This window comes from Sorangium sp. So ce204 (genome assembly GCF_051526795.1).
Lineage (GTDB): Bacteria > Myxococcota_A > Polyangia > Polyangiales > Polyangiaceae > Sorangium > Sorangium cellulosum_B.
In genome coordinates, this window is the sequence record NZ_CP150317.1 from 9,564,295 (window position 1) to 9,580,614 (window position 16,320).

The window sequence follows — 16,320 nt, forward strand, 5'->3', positions numbered from 1 at the left end:
CGGCGCACCCTCATCGCGCGAGCTCCGCGAGGAGGGCGTCGAGCTCGGCGTTCGTCGCCTCGTAACGCCTGTCGAGGAACGACTGCAGCGCCGCGGCGGCGCGGCCCTCGGCGGCGCGCGTGTCGGCGCCGCGCGCGCGCGCGGCGCGAAGCAGGGCCCCCACCCGATCGAGCTTTCGGCGCAGGATCTCCTGGTCGAGCCGCAGCCCGGCGGTGGTCGCGACGAACGTGTCGACCTCGGAGGCCGCCGCGGCGACGTCCCCCTCGGCGAGGGCAGCCTCGGCGCGCGCCGCGGCGGCGCGCAGGCCGGGAGGGAGGTCCGCGGCCTCGATCCCGCGCTTCGCGAGCGAGGCGCGGGCGGCGTCGAGCCGAGCGCGCAGCGCGGCCGCGCGCTCGTCGACCGGCGCGCCCTCCAGCCTGGCCGGTGGCGCAGCGAGGGCTTCGCCGGCTTCAGCGCGGGCGGGCAAGCCACCGTCGGCGGCAGACGGCGCGGAGGCGCCGCCGGAAGGCGCGGAGGCGGCTGCCGCGGCTGCCCCTCGGGCCGGCGCGACGCCGCCGAGGGGCCATGACGCGCTCGGAAAGGACGCTTTCGCCGCGACCTCCCCGGCCGCGGGCGCAGACGGGACGCCGGCAACGCTGCCCCCGCTCGCCGCCGTGGCGACCGGAGCGGTCCCTGCCGCGGGCGCGGACGGGACCTCGGCGGCCGTGCCTCCGCTCGCCGCCGTCGCGACCGGCGCGACCCGCATCGGGATCGCACGCGACGCCGCTCCGCCTGCGCGCAGCATGCGCTCTCCGGCCAGCGCGCCGGCGAGCAGCGTCGCGGCGAGCGCGGCGACGGCGGACCACGCCGCGCGGGCGGGCTGCGGGCTCCCGGCGCGGGGCTGCCCCGTCTCGGAGGAGGGCGCGGCGCGCGGCGGCTCCGGCGGCGGCGCCGGGGCAGGGTCGGGCGCGCAGGGCGCCGGTCCGGGCAGGGCAAGGGCCTGCGCGCCGCGGGCCAGCCAGGCCCGCTCGCCGCCCCGGAGCTCGGTCTCGAGCAGCGGGGCGAGCGCGCCGCGGAAGGCGGCGGCGGTTGGGAATCGCTCCTCGGGGAAGCGCGCCAGCGCGCGGGCGAGCACAGGGTCGAGGCGCGGGTCGCCGCCGAGCGACGAGGGCGACCGGCGCGGCGGATCCTCCGCTGCGCGCAGCAGCGAGAGCTCGTCGGCTGCGTCGAGCCAGGGCCGGCCGGTCACGAGCTCCCAGAGGAGGATCCCAGCGGCATACAGATCCGCGCGCGCGTCCACGCTCGATCCGGTCACCTGCTCGGGCGCGAGATACGCGAGCTTGCCCTTGATGACACCGGTCCGCGTGCGCGCGTCCCGGAGGCGCGAGCGCGCGATGCCGAAGTCGCCGAGCTTGACGGCCCCATCGCGCGAGACGAGGAGGTTCTCCGGCGTGACGTCGCGGTGCACGATCCCGAGCGGGCGGCCCGCGGCGTCCGTGGCGCCGTGCACGAACGCGAGCACGTCGAGGAGCGTCGCGGTGACATGCAGCGCGACGCCGAGCGGCACGGCCTCCCCGGCGCGGCGGGCGGCGGCGAGGATCTCGGCGAGCGTTGCCCCTTCGACGTGCTCGAGGACGATCCATCCGCCCATCGCGTCCTCGCCGTGCTCCAGCGTACGGACGAGGGCCGGATGGACCGGCGTCGCGAGCGCGCGCCCGAGCTCTGCCTCGTGCACGAAGGCGCGGACGAGCTCGGGATCGCCCCGGTGCTGAGGCAGCATCCGCTTCAGCACCGCGCGGGGGGCCCGCTCGCCGCGCACGAGGAACACCTCGGCCATCCCGCCCACGGCGATGCGGCGCACGACGAGCCAGCCGGGGGCGGCGGGGACATGGAGGTCGCCCTCGGCGGCCGGCTCACTCGACCCGGAGGCCATGCTTCTGCATCAGCCGATAACACGACTGGCGGGAGAGCCCGGCGAGCCGCGCGGCCTCGGAGACATTGCCCTGCGCCCGCGCGAGGAGGTGCTCGAGGTAAGCTTGCTCGAAGCGCTCGGTCCATGTGCGCTTCGCCTCGTGGAACGGCTCGCCGACGGGGATCGGCAGGCCGCCGAGCTCGGCGCCGCCCGGAGCCCCGCTCGAGGTGCCGAGCAACGACGCCGCCGGGACCCCTGGGAGCGTCAGGAACCGCTCGACGACGTTGCGCAGCTCGCGCACGTTGCCCGGCCATGTGTGGCTCGCGAGCAGCTCGAGCATGGACCTGGGCAGATCGATCGGGGCGCCCGGCGCGAGCTTGCCGAGGAAGTGGCTGACGAGCCGCGGGATCTCTTCCTTTCGCTCTCGGAGCGGCGGGAGGCGGACCGTCACGACAGAGAGCCGGAAATAGAGATCTTGCCGGAAGCGCCCGGCGCGGACCTCGGCCTCGAGGAGCCGGTGCGTGCAGGCGATGTACCGGACGTCGATGTGCCGCGGCCTCGGCTCGCCGAGGCGGCAGACGGTGCGCCCCTCGAGCGCGCGGAGCAGCTTCGGCTGGAGCTCGAGCGGGAGCTCGCCGATCTCGTCGAGGACGAGCGTGCCGCCGTGCGCCGCCTCGAAGAGGCCCTCACGGGCCTCGGTGGCGCCGGTGAACGCCCCGCGCGCGTGGCCGAAGAGCTGCGCCTCCAGCAGCGTCGGGCTGGCCGCGCCGCAGTCGAGGATCACGAACGGCCCATCGCGCCGCGGAGAACGCTCGTGGATGGCGCGCGCGGCGAGCTCCTTGCCCGTGCCCGAATCGCCGAGCACGAGCACCGTCGCGTCGCTGCGGGCCGCGCCCTCGAGGATCGCGAAGGCGGCGCGCATCGGCGGGCTGTGGCCGAGGAGAGCGCCGAAGTTCATGGCACGCGAGAGCGGGAGCTCCCGCGCCCCCTCCTCGAGGGTGAAGGAAAGGCGCGTCTCTCCGGCGCGGATCTCCGTGGCCTCGTCGATCCAGACTTCGCCGGTGCGCCGGCCGTCGACGAACGTCCCGTTCGTGCTCCCGAGATCGCGCAAGCGGAAGCCGAGGGGCGTGGCAGCGATCTCGAGGTGGCGCGCGCTCACCGCAGGATCCGCGAGCGTGAAATCGACGTCATCGCCCGCGCCGACGACCACCGGAGCAGCCTCGACGGCGATCGTGTGGCCCGCGCTCGGCCCGTCCACGGCCGTGAGGCGGCCGCGGGGGACGACGAGCCGCGGACCGCCTGCCACCTCGATCACACGGGTGCCGCGGGCCTCCGGTTGTACGCTGCGCTTCGACACAAGGGCCTGACCGTAGCGTACCACAGGCCCATCGGCGCTCGATCGTTGTGCCTGGCGAGGCCCGCCGGCCGCCGATGAAGCACAGCGTGAGGCCGGTGAGCAGCGTGGGCGACCGACGTACCGGGCGACGCTGCGCACCCAGCACGCGCGCCGCCTGCTCCGCGAGACGACGCTGTCGAACCAGCAGATCGTCCATGCCGTCGGGTTCGCCACGGTGCAGGCGTTTCGGCGCGAGACCGGGGCGACACCGTCGTCTGTCCGCGCGCGGCTGCGGAAGGAGTCGAGGCCGCCATCGTCATGACGGTGGCGCTCGAGCCTCCAGCGACCCCGCCGCGACGATCCTCACCGGACGGTGAATTTTGGCAAGCGCTGTCGCATCTAGGGGGGAAGCGACGAGCTCTGGACCGTGCAGCTCGACGGGTGCAGCGCGGCCCGGCGGGTCTCCGGGCAGATCGGATGTGCTCCCTGCCCCGTGCACTCCGGTGCGAGCGCCCCGAAACCGAGGAGGAACGATGCGCCTTCCAGGCAAAATCGGCTTTTTGCTATTCCGTACGCTTGGCTTGTTGTTCGGCTTCGCGCTGCTGCCCGATGCGGCGCACGCGGCCACCACCGCGATCACGTACACCATCGGCCACGCCGATTGCGGCGCGAAGAGCAGCTTCGCGCTGTACATGAACGGCACGCTGCTCGACACCGTGCCAAGCTCGAACGGCTGCGCGTGCAACGCCTCGCCGCTCCGGGTGAGCATCACCGATCCGGCGTTGCTCGAGCTCTACAACCCCGCGAGCTGTAACGACTTCCAGGTCGCGTTGGTCGGTGATAAGCTCGTTTCGTGGGGCTACGTGCGCGTCGACGTCGCGTCGGACGAGGGGGCGGCGTCAGCGTGTCTGTTCGACGCCAACCCGACCCGCACCGGCGTGAGCTGCGGCGACCGGAATAGTTGCGACGGCTCCGTGTCCTACACCCCCGTCATGGGGAGCGGGGACCGAGATGGCGACGGCGTCACGGCGGGAGCGGGCTCGGGGTGCGACAACTGCTTTGTCGCCTACAACCCGGACCAGAGCGACGCCGACGGCGACGGGATTGGTGATGCCTGCGATCGCTGCGTGGGCCCGGGGTCGGACGACAGCGACGGTGATGGCCTCTGCGATGGGGCGGACAACTGCATCGCGACCGTCAACCCGGACCAAGGCGACGCCGACAGCGACGGTGATGGCCTCTGCGATGGGGCGGACAACTGCATCGCGACCGCCAACCCGGACCAAAGCGACGTCGACGGCGACGGGTTCGGCAACGCCTGCGACAACTGCGCGGCCGCGCCGAACTCCGGCCAGGAAGACAGCGACGGTGACGGGCTCGGCGACGCATGCGAGTACTGCGCAGGCCCAGGATCGGACGACTTCGACTGGGATGGGCTCTGCGAAGGGGCGGACAACTGCGACTACGCCTACAACCCGGATCAGCGCGACGCAGACGGCGACGGCGTGGGCGACGCCTGCGACAACTGCGTGGACACGCCGAACCCCGGCCAGGAAGACTACGACCCGAACGGCCTCGGCGACGCGTGCGACCCCTGCTACGCGTCCGGGGACACCGACTTCGACGCCGACTGGGCCTGCGACTCGGTGGACAACTGCCCGGGCCTCCCCAACCCCAGGCAGGACGACAGCGACGGCGACGGGTACGGCGATTTCTGCGACGAATGCAGAGGCCCAGGGTGGTACGACTACGACTATGATGGGGTTTGCGACGGAGCGGACAACTGCATGGCCACGCGGAACTACGACCAGGCCGACGCCGATGGCGACGGCCGGGGCGACGCCTGCGACAACTGCGCGGCCACGCCGAGCCCCAGCCAGGCCGACAGCGACGGTGACCGTGCGGGCGACGCCTGCGACAACTGCGCGGCCACGCCGAACCCCAGCCAGGCCGACAGCGACGGTGATGGCGTCGGAGACGCCTGCGACAACTGCGCGGCCGCCCCGAACCCCGGCCAGGCCGACAGCGACGGTGACGGCGCCGGCGACGCGTGCGACCCCTGCGTGACGATCCAGCGGGGCACCTTCGGCCAGGTGGCGGACACGGCGATCTGGGCGCTGTACCCGAGCTACAACGAGGGCAGCTCTTCCTATGTCCACACGGGCCTGAGCAACGGCGCGGAGAAGAACGCGCTGTACCGCTTCGAGCTCGACTCCATCCCGTACGGGGCCACCGTCGCGTCGGCCACGTTCAGCACCGCGCTCTACAGCTCCGGCACGGGCGAGATCCGGGTGCACCGCATCAACGCCTCCTGGGCGGAGTCCACGGTGACCTGGAGCAGCTTCGCCGACAGCTTCGAGCCGGCCGTCGAGGCGACGTTCCTCGGGGCGTCGTACGGCGTCGCGACCGTCGACCTGACCGCGCTCGTCCAGGCGTGGGTCGACGGCGTGCACCCGAACCACGGTTTCCTCCTGGAGGAGGACCTGACGGCGCTCACCAGCTACCGTTCGAGCGAGCACGGCATTCTCACCGACCGCCCCTCGCTCGAGGTGTGCTTCCACTGACCGCCTCCTGACCCCGGCCGCTTCCGCCGCGTCGCGGGCCCGCCGGTCGAACGGGGCGAACCGCGGCGGCATCAGAGCCGCGTGCTGGCCCCGGAGGCCCCATGCGTCTCCCTCGGACGCTCGAACGTCACGGCGCGGGCATGACCAGGGTCAGCCCATCGTGCGCGCCGAGCTGCGACGTGATGATGGTCTGCATATAGTCATACGTCGGGTCGTAGGTGTACAGGAACCCGTCCTGATCGATCTCCCAGAACTGGTCGGCGATCGGATCGTACGCGAAGCCGCCGGCGTTGGTGGGCTCCTGATATGCCAGCAACGACGCGGCGCCGTTCGCGACGTCGACGGCGAGGAGGGCTCCATAACCGGCGACGAACCCGACGAGCTGGTCGCGGGTGGTGTCGTAGGCCATGCCGTCGTAGTTTCTGGGGGGCGTCCCGAGGAGGGTCGCGGCTCCGGTCGCCCTGTCCAGCTGGTAGAACCCGGGTTGGCTCCCGCGCGCGCTGCCATACAGGTTGCCAGTCCTCGGATCGAGGCCGAGCCCGAACATCTTGTCGACGCCGTGGATGCCCACCAGGCTGGCGGCCCCGGTGGCGATATCGACCGTGTAGAGTCCATTGCTGGCGCGCCCGTCGATCATCCACAGGGTGCCGGTCGCCGCCTCCCAGGCGAGCTCGCCGATATCGAAGCTCACGCCGAGCGGACCGACGTCCTCGAATTTCCGCGTCCGCAGGTCGAACCGGCGAAGCATGTCGTCCTCCTCGCGCACGGTGTAGAGGAACCGGCGCGTGCCCTCGATCTGGCAGGTTGCCGAGCAGCCGTCGCCGTTGACATGGCCGCCATCGTCGCACTCCTCGCCCGGACCGACCCTGCCGTTGCCGCAGGGGGACTCGGGGACGCACGCGCCGCTGATGCAACTCGACTCCGCGGTGGCCGGGTCGCCGTCGTCGCACGCCGTGTCGTCGGGCGCGTTCGGGTTCGTGCAGAGCCCCGTCCTGGGGTCGCACGCGCCCGCGACGTGGCACGCGTCCGGCGGCGCGCAGGTCACGCCGGCGCAGAGGCTCGGCTCGCAGCTGTAGACGACCGTGACGCGCGCGAACGCCCCGCCGAGCTCCGCGCTCCGGCTCAGCCCGTCGCAGCTCGGCGCGGAAATAGTCACGGAGTTCACCCCGCCGAGCACGTACGAGCTGAAGTTCACGTCGGGGAACGAGGCGAGCCCGTGTTCCGAGTCACAGGTGCACGATCCGACAGGGTCGAAGTCGCCAATCGCGGCGCCATTGAGCGACACGGCGCGGACGCCGGCCTCGAAGGAGCAGTCGATGCCGCTCTCGAGCGCGACGTCGACCCGGCGCACGGAGGAGAGCCCGCGCCCGAGATCGTGCCACTGGAACCCGTAGTCGCCGCACCCGTAGCGGTGGGTGTCCGTGTCATCGCAGCGCTCCTCCTGGTTGATGAGGCGGTCCGCATCGATGTCGTAGCTCGTCGCGCATTCCCCGTCGGGGAGCTGGATGGAGCCGTCGGGGCAGGTGCAGTCGCAGCGCTCGGCCGATACGTGGATGTAAAAGTACAGCCATGTCGACGCGCCGTGCACGTCGGTGGCCTTGACCTGAAGGGTGTAGACGCCCGGCGTGTCCGTCGAGAACGTGCCGACGGGACCAGGAAGGCCGAGGACCGGGGAGGACCCGCTCACCTTCGAGCCGATCTGCCAGGTGACCGAGATCGCGTCGCCATCGGGATCGTCTGCGTCCACGGTGATCGTGGCCGTCTCGCACAGGGTGATGAACTTGCTGGGCGCGATGTCGAGGCTCTTGATCTTTGGCGGGGAGTTCAGAGCGACCACCGCGTCGAGGAGGCCGTCGGTGTCCCCGCGGCACTGGGACACGAGCATGACTTCCCTCGTCCACTGCCCAGGGACATCCACCACCGTCTCGGCGGGAGCGCACTCTTCCGACGGCGAAGCGTCGTGCATCGGCGTCGCGCAGACGCGGTAATTGCCGCGAGGCAGCACGAACGTGCCCTCGGCGGCCGCGTGCGTCCCGGAGCCCGTGACGAGGTGGTCGTCGTAGGGCACGTCGCCGGCGAGAGGCACGTCGATGTCGAGGGCGCTGGTCGCCTCCGCGATCGCCGTGTCCCTGCAGGTGCTGCTGGCGCCGACGACCTTGTAGTGGACCGCCGTCACGTCGTGCCGATCGCCCCGGATCGCGAGGGCGGCACGGATAACCCCGGTCTCCGCATCGTCACCTCCGTCGATCCCCTGTTGGCCGCACGCCGGCAACGCGAGCGCGAGCGCGATGGCCGTCGATCCTTGCGCGAAGTCTCTTCGTCCCCTTGTCATCCTATCACCTTCCTGCGTTCTTCTCTTGGGTGGTGTGGTCTCGACGCTCGAGCGCCGGCGATCCGGAGATCGAGGTCGCTCGAGGATTTCGCCGTTCGTGCACGTCATTCCGGCGATGTCAGCGCGTGAGTCGCCTTCATCGTCGTCGTTCCCTGCATGGACAGGAGCCCCACCGAAACGTAAGTCCTTACGGGGACTGGGATGCTTGCAGGTCTGCTCGCATTCAACCTCGCGCACGTGCCATGGCCTGCGGCCGTGGATATGGGGCGGCGCGGTCGCCTCCCTCGATCCCGGGAAGCTCGTTCGCGGGCTGTGGCAGAATGCCTCTCCGGAGCCAGGGCGGGTGGCCAGCGGGGACGCGGCCGCGGCGCGCTCGATCCCTGCGCGCCCGTCCGCGAGCTGCGTCAAGCCTCAAGCTCGATGGAGTTCCATCCGTTCCGCATCGCGGCGCTCGAGGGGGCTGCCCCAGAGATCAAGCGGCCTCCCTGAGCGCTCACGAGCGCTCACGAGCGCGCGGCGCGCTCGTCCGCCGCGCCCAGCGCGCGGGACGCCCCTTCCCGGATCCCGCGGAGCACCGCCTCGACGTCCCGCTCCGCGCCCAGGGCGAGCCCCCGGTCCGCGAGCGCGCGCGCGGCGGCCGGGTCGCTCCCGGCGAGCGCCTGCTCCGCCGCGTGCAGGTAGAACTCCACCGCGAGCCGCGGCTCGCCGCCCCGCTCGAAGTGCTCGGCCAGCACCTTGGCGTCGTGCTCTCCCGCCTGCAGCAGCCACTCGGCGGCGAGCCGGTGCCCGAGCGCGCGATCGTGGTCCGGCAGCATCGCGTAGCAGCCGTCGCGGATGAGCGCGTGCCGGAACGCGTACTCCTCCTCGTCCGAGAAGCGGCTCTGCTCGCGGCGCTCGAGCAGCTCGCGCTGGAGCATCCAGGGCAGCCAGTCCACCGCGAGCGTCGACCCGCCGGCGTCGCCGAGCAGGGCGAGCGCCCCGGTCTTCCAGAACGCCTCGCCGAAGATGCTCGCCGCCCGCAGCAGCCGCCGCGCCTCCGCGGGGATGGCCTCGAGCCGCGCCTCGACCATGCCCAGGATCGTCTCCGGCAGCCTGTCCGCGCGCCCCTCCGCGACCGCCCGGATGAGCTCCTCCAGGTAGAAGGCGTTGCCGCTCGCGCGCTCGACGAGGCGCGCTACCTCGGAGGGCGGCAGCCCGTCGCCGAGCATCTGCCGCACGAGCTCCTCGGCCGCGCGGCGCGGCAGCGCGCCGAGCGTCATCTCGTGGACCTCGCTGCCCTCCCAGAGGACGGGGAAGACCTTCCGCACCTCGACCCGCGCCAGGTAGAGCACCGCGAAGGGCCTGTCGTGGAGCTCCCGGAGGGCCCGCGCGATGAGCTTGAGCGACGCCGCGTCGCCCCACTGGATGTCCTCGAGCACGAGCAGGTAGGGCCCCGCCGCGCACGCCGCCTCCATGAAGTCGAGGTAGGCGAGCGGGATCTGGTCGGCCATCAGGGCCGGGCTCTGCCGCGCCTCGAGGAACCTCGGATCCGCCTCGCCCGGGAACGGCGTGCCGACGATCTCGCCGAGGAACGCGGCGATCCGCGTCCTCTCGCCCGGCGTCAGCGCCTGGGCGCGGGCGACCAGCGAGAGGAGCCGCTCCCGCTGCGCCGGGGCGGGCTCGCCGCCGGTGATGCCGGCCGCGCCCCGGAGCGCGGAGCCGAGGAGCGAGAACGGCGAGCCCGCGCTCAGCGAGTCGCCGCGGCCGACCGCGACGGTGAGCTCGGGGTGCCGCTCCCGCAGGATCTCGATGAGCTCGTACCGCAGGCGGGATTTGCCGATCCCGGGCGGCCCGGTGATCAGGATGGCGCGGGGCTCGGGCCCGCCGAAGCTGTCCTCGAGGAGCTCGCGCAGGTTCCGGAGCTCCCTGTCGCGGCCGACGTAGGGGCTCGGCTTCCCGAGGAGCGTCCGCGCCGACCGGCCGACCTCGCGCTCATGCAGCAGGAAGAACGTGCCGTGCCGCGCCGGCTCGATCTCGAACCGCGCGTCGAGCAGCGCCCGCGTCACGTCGTCGATCCACACGGGGGCGGGCCTCCGCTCCGGGCGCGCGTCGCGCTCCGCGAGGGCGAGGAGCGCGGCCGCGCGGTCCATGACCGGGCCGACAGGGAGGCTGCCTGTATGCTCGGCGCGGCCGGTCGTGAGCACGACGGAGGCCTCCGGCACGAGCTCGACGAGCGTGAGGGCGCACCGCGCCGCGCGCGCGGCCTGCAGGGCGGCGTCGCCCACGCCGGCGATCGAGAGCACGATCGTCCCGTCGGCGAGCGCGTCCACGCGCGCCCCGAACGGCTGCGCGCTCGTGTAGAGCTTCCTCGTGAGGTCGCTCGGCTCCGCGGCGACGAGCGTGCTGGCCGCGCTGTCGCAGGCCGAGAAGCGCGGCTCCCGCGCGGCCACCAGCGAGAGCAGCCGGAGCTCGCACGCCGTGATCGCCTCGTACAGGACGGGGGGCGCGGCCAGGCCGCTCGTCGGATCGCGCTCGAGGGCGTCGAGCGCCTCGACGACGGCCGAGCCGTCACGCGGCCGCTGCTCCGGGTCCTTCGCGAGCATGCGGGCGACGAACTCGTCGAGCTCCTGCGGCAGCTCGGGCCGGAGGTTCCGCACGCGCGGCGGGTCTTCCATGAGGAGCTTCGCGAGCAGGGCCATCACGTGCTGGCCCTGGAACGCGGGCCTGCCCGTGAGGCACTCGAAGAGCACGGCGCCGAGCGAGAAGATGTCGGCCCGCGCGTCGAGGCGATCGCGCTCGCCGGTGGCCTGCTCCGGGGCCATGTAGCCCGGGGTCCCCATCACCGAGCCGGTCTGCGTGAGCGCGCCGATGGTGCGCTTCATCCGGGCGATGCCGAAATCGAGCACCTTGAGGCCGGTGACCTCGCCGCCGACGAGCAGCAGGTTGCTCGGCTTGACGTCGCGGTGGACGATGCCCCGCGCGTGCGCCGCCCCGAGCGCCTCGGCGGCCGCGCGGAGCAGGGCGAGGCTCTCCTCGAGGTCGAGCTTCTGCCGGGCGAGGCGCTGCGCCAGGCTCTCCCCTTCGAGCCATTCCATGGCGAGGTAGGGCACCCCGTCGGGGGTGATGCCGTGGGCCACGTGCCGGACGATCCGCGGGTGATCGAGCTCGGCGAGGATCCGCGCCTCGTGCTCGAAGCGGTGCGCGGCGCTCCGGTCGGGCTGGCCGAGGAGCTTGAGCGCGACCTGCGCCCCCGTGGCCCGATCGACGGCGCGGTAGACCGTCCCCATCCCACCGGAGGCCGCGACGCGCTCGAGCTGGAAGCGGCTGTCGATGACCTCTCCCGGGCGCATAAGGCGGAGGATGCACCGGCGTCGAGCCGTCTTCAACGGTCCGGCGGGCACCCGCCCGTCGGTGTGGGGCTATACGCTCGCGCGGCGCGCCAGGCGGTGAGTCGCGCTTCAGCTCTTCGGGATGCGCCATGTCACGCCGGCGCGGAAGAAGAGCACGTTCGGGATGCTCTGCCCGCCTCCGGGGATGGCATCGTCCTCGTCGTTCATCGGCTCGTAGCGACGGAACAGGCTGTGTCCCGCCTGGGCGGTGACCCACACCGACGAGAAGGCGCGCACGCCGAGCGTCACGCCCGCGGTCACGACCGAGTAGGCGACGTGATCGAGGCACTGCTCGGGCCGCGCCGCCCGCTCGTCCTGCTCGGTCGCCGGGTCGTCTGCCGGCTGGGCCGCGCACGGCCACGCCCCGGTGACGCGCGGGTCGCGCACGGCGTAGGCGTTCCCCGCCACGTCCGCGCGCAGGCCGACCTCGACGCGATCCGAGAACAGGAGCTTCGCCGACGCGAAGCCCGGCAGGAAGGCCTCGACGCGGAAGTGGGGGCTCGGCGTCCACTCGACGTACGCGGCCGGCAGCGGGAGGAACGAGCCGAAGCTGTACGACGCGAGCGCGCCGCCGCCGAGGACGAGCTTCTCCGAGAGCGTGCGGGTCACGAGCCCGAGCGCGCTGACGCGGACGAGCCCGCCGTCGAAGGCCTCGAAGTCGCCCGCGAGCCCCGGCGCGACGCGCAGCGAGAGCGACCAGTCGTGGGGCAGCAGCTGGACGAACAGCACCGGGACGTCGACGGCGTGGAAGGCCCGGAGCTCGTCGAAGCCGGGCGGGGCGCCGGCGTACGAGATCGCCTCGACGTGGTACGTCGCCCCCGGGATGAGGAACGTGCTCTCCCCGAGGGGGATCGGCGCGTTGGCGTTGAGCTCGTACGACGAGATCTGCGCCCGCACGGGGCGCGGGTCCTCGATCGCCGCGCCCGGCATGTACTGCGCGCTCAGGTCCACGAGATCGGGGAGCTGGGCCCACGCCGCGCCCGGCGCGAGGACCGCGACGACCGCGAGCAGCGGCGCCAGGGCGAGGAGCCGCGGGGGGCGCGCGCGGCGGCGCGATCGGCCTGCGCCTCGGCGCTCGTCCGTGGCGCGCGCGGCGGCGCGATCGGCGGGCCTCATCGCGCCACCCGCTCGTCGAGCCAGTCGAACAGCCGCGCCTGGGCGAGGAGCTGGTTGCCGCCCTGGCAGTGGACCTGCGACGCCGTGCCCGCGTCGAACACCATCATGTGCTTCGGGCACGTGAGCGCGCCGTAGAGGCGCGCCGACTCGCCTGGAGACGCGTCCTCGGCGCTGCCCTCCATGATCAGCGTCTCGCAGCGGATGCTCGCGACGCCAGAAGCGTTGTCGTACTTGCGGAGCTCGTCGATCACCTCGTGCGGCGTCGAGACGCCGTGCTTCCATGTCACGTCGTCGAAGTACCAGCGCGCGTCGGGCAGCACAACCGAGGCGGCGTCGATGGCGCGGTCGAAGGCCGCGGGGCCGCGCGCGTGCAGCTCGAGCAGGCCGGGCATCGACGCGAAGTGGCGCAGCATCGCGTCCCGCCAGCTGACGACGCCCGGGTTGGCGACGAGGGCGCGCAGGCGGCGCTCGCGCGAGGCCGCCCGCGGCGCGAGGTAGCCGCCGAACGAGAGGCCCATCAGGACGAGCTTGCCGGCGTCGAGCCGCTCGTCGCGCTCGGCGAAGTCGAGCACGCGCCCCACGGGGACCTCCCAGTCGGGCCGGAAGGGGTGCCCGTGGAGGCGCAGCGAGGCGCCCTGGCCCGGGCCGTGGAACGAGAGGACGTGGTAGCCCCGCTCGAGCGCGCCGTCGATGACCCACATGGTGTCCTCGGGCCACGCGTGGAGGCCCTGCTGCAGCACGATCGCGGGCGCGCGCGCCACCCCGGGCGCGTAGTGGACGCGGCCGTGGAGCACGCCGCTCTCGTAGGGGATCTCGACCTGCCGGGAGTCGTAGCCCCGCATGCGGAGCGCCCGGTCATGCAGGTCGAGCCCCGCGATCGTCGCCTCGACGAGGCGCGGGTCGGAGCGATCCGCGTAGCGCATCAGCCCGGCCCGGTAGTACGCGCCCGCGCGCAGGAAGTGCGACGCGGCGCTGCGCGCGTGGCCGCGGGCCTCCGCCTCCTCGCCGTAGCCCTGCACCCGCTTCGCGGTGGCCAGCCACTGCTCGAACCACGAGCGCTCGTCGCCCGGGCGGATGCGGATCGCCGTGTCGAGCACCTCGCCGACGTCGGTCAGCCCCATCGACGCGAGGCCGAGCCAGAACACGATCTGCGCGTCCATCACCGGCTGGCCGATGAACTTGAACCGGTGCCAGACGGGCGCCGCCTGGCCCTGCCCGAGCGTGTCGTCGCCGTGGAACCGGGCGGACGCGACCTCCTGATCGACCCCGCGGCGGCCCGACGCGAACCCGAGCGCCGCCGCGCCCCCCGCGACCGCCGTGTGGGCGAGAAACCTCCGCCGATCGAGCATCGGTGCACCTCCAGCGCCAGATAAAACAAGTGATTTAAACATATGTTTTAACAGTTGACGCCTGGTAGGCGCGTCGTCAAGGTGTGTTTCAAACAATCGTATGAACGACCGTGACCCCCTCGCCCCTGCGGACGATCTCGATCCACGGCAGCGGCTCGTCGTCGCGGCGATCGATCAGATCGAGAAGCACGGCATCGGGCAGCTGACGGTGCGGAAGCTCGCGGCGGCGGCCGGCGTCAACATCGCCGCGGTGAACTACTATTTCCGGTCGAAGGAGGCGCTCGTCGCGGCGGCGCTCGAGGGGTCGATCCGGAACATGCTGTCGGACAGCGACGATTTCCTCGCCCGGATGCCGGGCGATCCCCTGGAGGCGCTGAGCGGGCTGCTCGGCTACTACCTCGAGGGCGGGATGCGGTACCCGAACGTGGGCAGGGCGCTCCTGCACGACGCGTTTCACGCGGACGACTACAGCGGTCCTTTCCCGAAGCTCTTCGCGCCGGTGATGGAGCGCCTGCGCGATCTCGTCCGGGCGGCGGTGCCCGGGCTCGAGGAGCGGGCGGCGGCGCGCCGGGTGGTGGCGGCGCTCTCGGCGGTCTTCTTCCCGACGTTCTTCGCGGGGCTTTACGAGGGGCTGAACGCGCTCGGCTCGCCGGCCGACCGCCTCGTCTACGCGCGAGAGCTGGCGCGGCAGACGCTGGCGCCCGCCGCGGTCCCGGAGCCGGCGCCGCCCGCGCCCCGCGGCAGGCCGCAGAAGCGCGGATGACCCGCGGGGGGTCGCGGGAACCCGCTGGAGGAGCGGGCCGTCGGCGGCGGGGGTGTCCCGGCGGCGCGGGCGGGCGCGCGGGAGATCAGCAATCGAAGAAGCGGCGAAGCCCGGGGCGGATGACCTCCTCGATGGTCTCATCGAGCAACACCCGGGCTTTCAGGCCGCTGCACAGCCCGAGCTGCTCCCCGTGCGGCGGGGCGTCGTGGGCCGGCAGGTGCGCGTGCTCGTGCTCCACGAGGTGCCGGAACGCGACGGGCAGGTAGCGCTCGATCGCTCGCCGCTCCGCCGAGGAGAGCTCCGGCGCGACCTGCTCGAGGAGGCGCCAGCCGAAGCGGGCGTGCCCGACCTCGTCGGCGTAGATGCGCGTCAGCAGATCGAGCAGCGGCCCGGGCGGCATCTCCAGCCGCTCCGCGCCGATGAGGGCCACGGCCACCGTCTCGCTCATGCAGCAGATGTGGATCACGTTGCGGAGCGCGGCCGCGCGGGGGGGCGCGTCGCGGTGCAGGGGGAACTCCGGGCGCTCCGGGACGCTCGCGGTCGCCGTCCCGCCGAGGGCCTCGACCACGGCGCCGCAGAGGATCCCGTGGCGGCGCTCCTCGTCGGCGAAGCCCCGGCACGCCTCGGCGAGCTCCGGCGGGAAGCTCGCCGAGGCGAGCTGGCTCGCGAGCGCCTCGAACACGGCCGACGACGTGTGTTCGTTCACCATGCGCGCGTGCCAGGTGCCGATCGCCGACGGGAACAGCGCCGCGGGATACCCGCTCACGTCGAAGGCGCGCGCGCGCGCCTCGCCGCGGAGATCGAGCGTCGCGGCGTTCATGCGACCTCCGACGGGGCATCATAGGCGTCGAGCGCCGGCGGGACCGGGGGGCCCCAGGGCGTGCAGAGCGTCCGCGTATAGAGCTCCGCCTCGGGAGCGACGACGTCGCCGAAACAGCAGCCGTGCCGGACGGGCTCGGCCTCTCTGTAGGAGATCGCGTCGGCGTCCACGCCCACGATCAGCGCCGTGCAGCAGTTCACGAAGGAGACGTCTCCAGCGAGGGCCGCCCACTGCTCCTCGGAGATCCCCGTTCCGGGGGCAGGCGCGCGCTGCGCCGTGTAGTCGACGCAGCAGTCGAGCTCCGCGCGAGGGCGAGCCGCCGTGTCGTCGAGGCTCACCTGCTCGGCGCACGCGAGCCCGGTCGGCGTGGGCGGCGCGCCGCCCGCGCCGGCGGCGCCGCCGGCGCCACCCGCGCCGCCCGCGCCGCCCTCATCGGGCGTCGGAATGACCCCGCTCCCCGTCGAAGGTTCCCCACCGCCGCCGGTCGTCGCGCCGACTCCGGTCGTCGCGCCGACTCCGGCCGTCACGCCGACTCCGGCCGTCGCCCCGCCGCCGGCCGGAGCCGGGGCGTCCGGCTCCTCCGCCGGGATCTCCTCGTCGGGATCCAGCGGAGACGACTGCCCGCCAGAGACGTAACGTCCGCTGCAGCCCGCCAGGGCGCCACAGGCCAGCGCTCCCAGCGCGACCCTCGCTGCTGCACGCAATGCTGCCCGTCTCGTCTCCTCACGCATAAGCTCTCCTCCAGTAAAATAGGCTGTTTGCCGCACGGCGCGGCGCGGGC

At 73.1% G+C, this 16,320-nt stretch carries 10 protein-coding genes and 1 pseudogene; 3 read left to right on the forward strand and 8 right to left on the reverse strand.

Annotated elements, in window-relative coordinates:
- Positions 1–10: 10 nt before the first annotated feature.
- A complete protein-coding gene (locus WMF22_RS35860; protein ID WP_438032665.1) occupies positions 11–1,912 on the reverse strand; it encodes a serine/threonine-protein kinase in 1,902 nt (633 codons plus the stop codon).
- The gene (locus WMF22_RS35865; RefSeq protein ID WP_437974088.1) at positions 1,893–3,248 is read right to left on the reverse strand and encodes a sigma 54-interacting transcriptional regulator; all 1,356 of its coding nucleotides are present in this window, start codon (positions 3,246–3,248) and stop codon (positions 1,893–1,895) included. Before WMF22_RS35865 ends, WMF22_RS35860 begins: the two co-directional genes overlap by 20 nt.
- Positions 3,249–3,375: 127 nt before the next feature.
- On the opposite strand from WMF22_RS35865, the pseudogene WMF22_RS35870 reads away from it, so the two are divergent.
- Both WMF22_RS35870 and WMF22_RS35875 read left to right on the forward strand, forming a co-directional pair.
- Positions 3,376–3,549, forward strand: a pseudogene (locus tag WMF22_RS35870) (helix-turn-helix domain-containing protein); the annotation flags it as partial.
- A gap of 259 nt (positions 3,550–3,808) precedes the next feature.
- On the forward strand, positions 3,809–5,791 hold the full coding sequence (locus WMF22_RS35875; protein ID WP_438032666.1) for a thrombospondin type 3 repeat-containing protein: 1,983 nt from the start codon (positions 3,809–3,811) through the stop codon (positions 5,789–5,791).
- A gap of 127 nt (positions 5,792–5,918) precedes the next feature.
- Here the strand turns inward: WMF22_RS35875 and WMF22_RS35880 are convergent, their stop codons facing one another.
- From WMF22_RS35880 to WMF22_RS35895, 4 genes are all read right to left on the reverse strand, one after another.
- The gene (locus tag WMF22_RS35880) at positions 5,919–8,123 is read right to left on the reverse strand and encodes a PKD domain-containing protein (RefSeq protein ID WP_438032667.1); all 2,205 of its coding nucleotides are present in this window, start codon (positions 8,121–8,123) and stop codon (positions 5,919–5,921) included.
- Between the two features lie 503 nt (positions 8,124–8,626).
- Entirely contained in the window at positions 8,627–11,452 is a 2,826-nt protein-coding gene (locus WMF22_RS35885) for a serine/threonine-protein kinase (RefSeq protein WP_438032668.1), read from the reverse strand.
- Positions 11,453–11,560: 108 nt separating this feature from the next.
- Positions 11,561–12,607 (reverse strand): DUF6268 family outer membrane beta-barrel protein, encoded by a 1,047-nt coding sequence (locus WMF22_RS35890; protein WP_438032669.1) that lies wholly within the window; start codon positions 12,605–12,607, stop codon positions 11,561–11,563.
- A complete protein-coding gene (locus WMF22_RS35895) occupies positions 12,604–13,956 on the reverse strand; it encodes an alpha/beta hydrolase family protein (protein ID WP_438032670.1) in 1,353 nt (450 codons plus the stop codon). Before WMF22_RS35895 ends, WMF22_RS35890 begins: the two co-directional genes overlap by 4 nt.
- A gap of 100 nt (positions 13,957–14,056) precedes the next feature.
- On the opposite strand from WMF22_RS35895, the gene WMF22_RS35900 reads away from it, so the two are divergent.
- Positions 14,057–14,719: a TetR/AcrR family transcriptional regulator gene (locus WMF22_RS35900; RefSeq protein WP_438032671.1), complete on the forward strand. Its 663-nt coding sequence runs from the start codon at positions 14,057–14,059 to the stop codon at positions 14,717–14,719.
- 85 nt (positions 14,720–14,804) lie between these two features.
- Here the strand turns inward: WMF22_RS35900 and WMF22_RS35905 are convergent, their stop codons facing one another.
- Together WMF22_RS35905 and WMF22_RS35910 are read right to left on the reverse strand one after the other, a co-directional pair.
- The gene (locus WMF22_RS35905) at positions 14,805–15,539 is read right to left on the reverse strand and encodes a ferritin-like domain-containing protein (protein WP_438032672.1); all 735 of its coding nucleotides are present in this window, start codon (positions 15,537–15,539) and stop codon (positions 14,805–14,807) included.
- Positions 15,536–16,243 (reverse strand): hypothetical protein, encoded by a 708-nt coding sequence (locus WMF22_RS35910; protein ID WP_438032673.1) that lies wholly within the window; start codon positions 16,241–16,243, stop codon positions 15,536–15,538. The genes WMF22_RS35905 and WMF22_RS35910 overlap by 4 nt, the downstream gene beginning before the upstream one ends.
- Positions 16,244–16,320 lie beyond the last annotated feature (77 nt).

What these genes read in the sequence shown, in the direction of transcription:
- WMF22_RS35860 (WP_438032665.1), bottom strand. Translation starts at nt 1,912, where the DNA reads ATGGCCTCCGGGTCGAGTGAGCCGGCCGCCGAGGGCGACCTCCATGTC.
- WMF22_RS35880 (WP_438032667.1), bottom strand. Translation starts at nt 8,123, where the DNA reads ATGACAAGGGGACGAAGAGACTTCGCGCAAGGATCGACGGCCATCGCG.
- WMF22_RS35885 (WP_438032668.1), bottom strand. Translation starts at nt 11,452, where the DNA reads ATGCGCCCGGGAGAGGTCATCGACAGCCGCTTCCAGCTCGAGCGCGTC.
- WMF22_RS35890 (WP_438032669.1), bottom strand. Translation starts at nt 12,607, where the DNA reads ATGAGGCCCGCCGATCGCGCCGCCGCGCGCGCCACGGACGAGCGCCGA.
- WMF22_RS35895 (WP_438032670.1), bottom strand. Translation starts at nt 13,956, where the DNA reads ATGCTCGATCGGCGGAGGTTTCTCGCCCACACGGCGGTCGCGGGGGGC.
- WMF22_RS35900 (WP_438032671.1), top strand. Translation starts at nt 14,057, where the DNA reads ATGAACGACCGTGACCCCCTCGCCCCTGCGGACGATCTCGATCCACGG.
- WMF22_RS35905 (WP_438032672.1), bottom strand. Translation starts at nt 15,539, where the DNA reads ATGAACGCCGCGACGCTCGATCTCCGCGGCGAGGCGCGCGCGCGCGCC.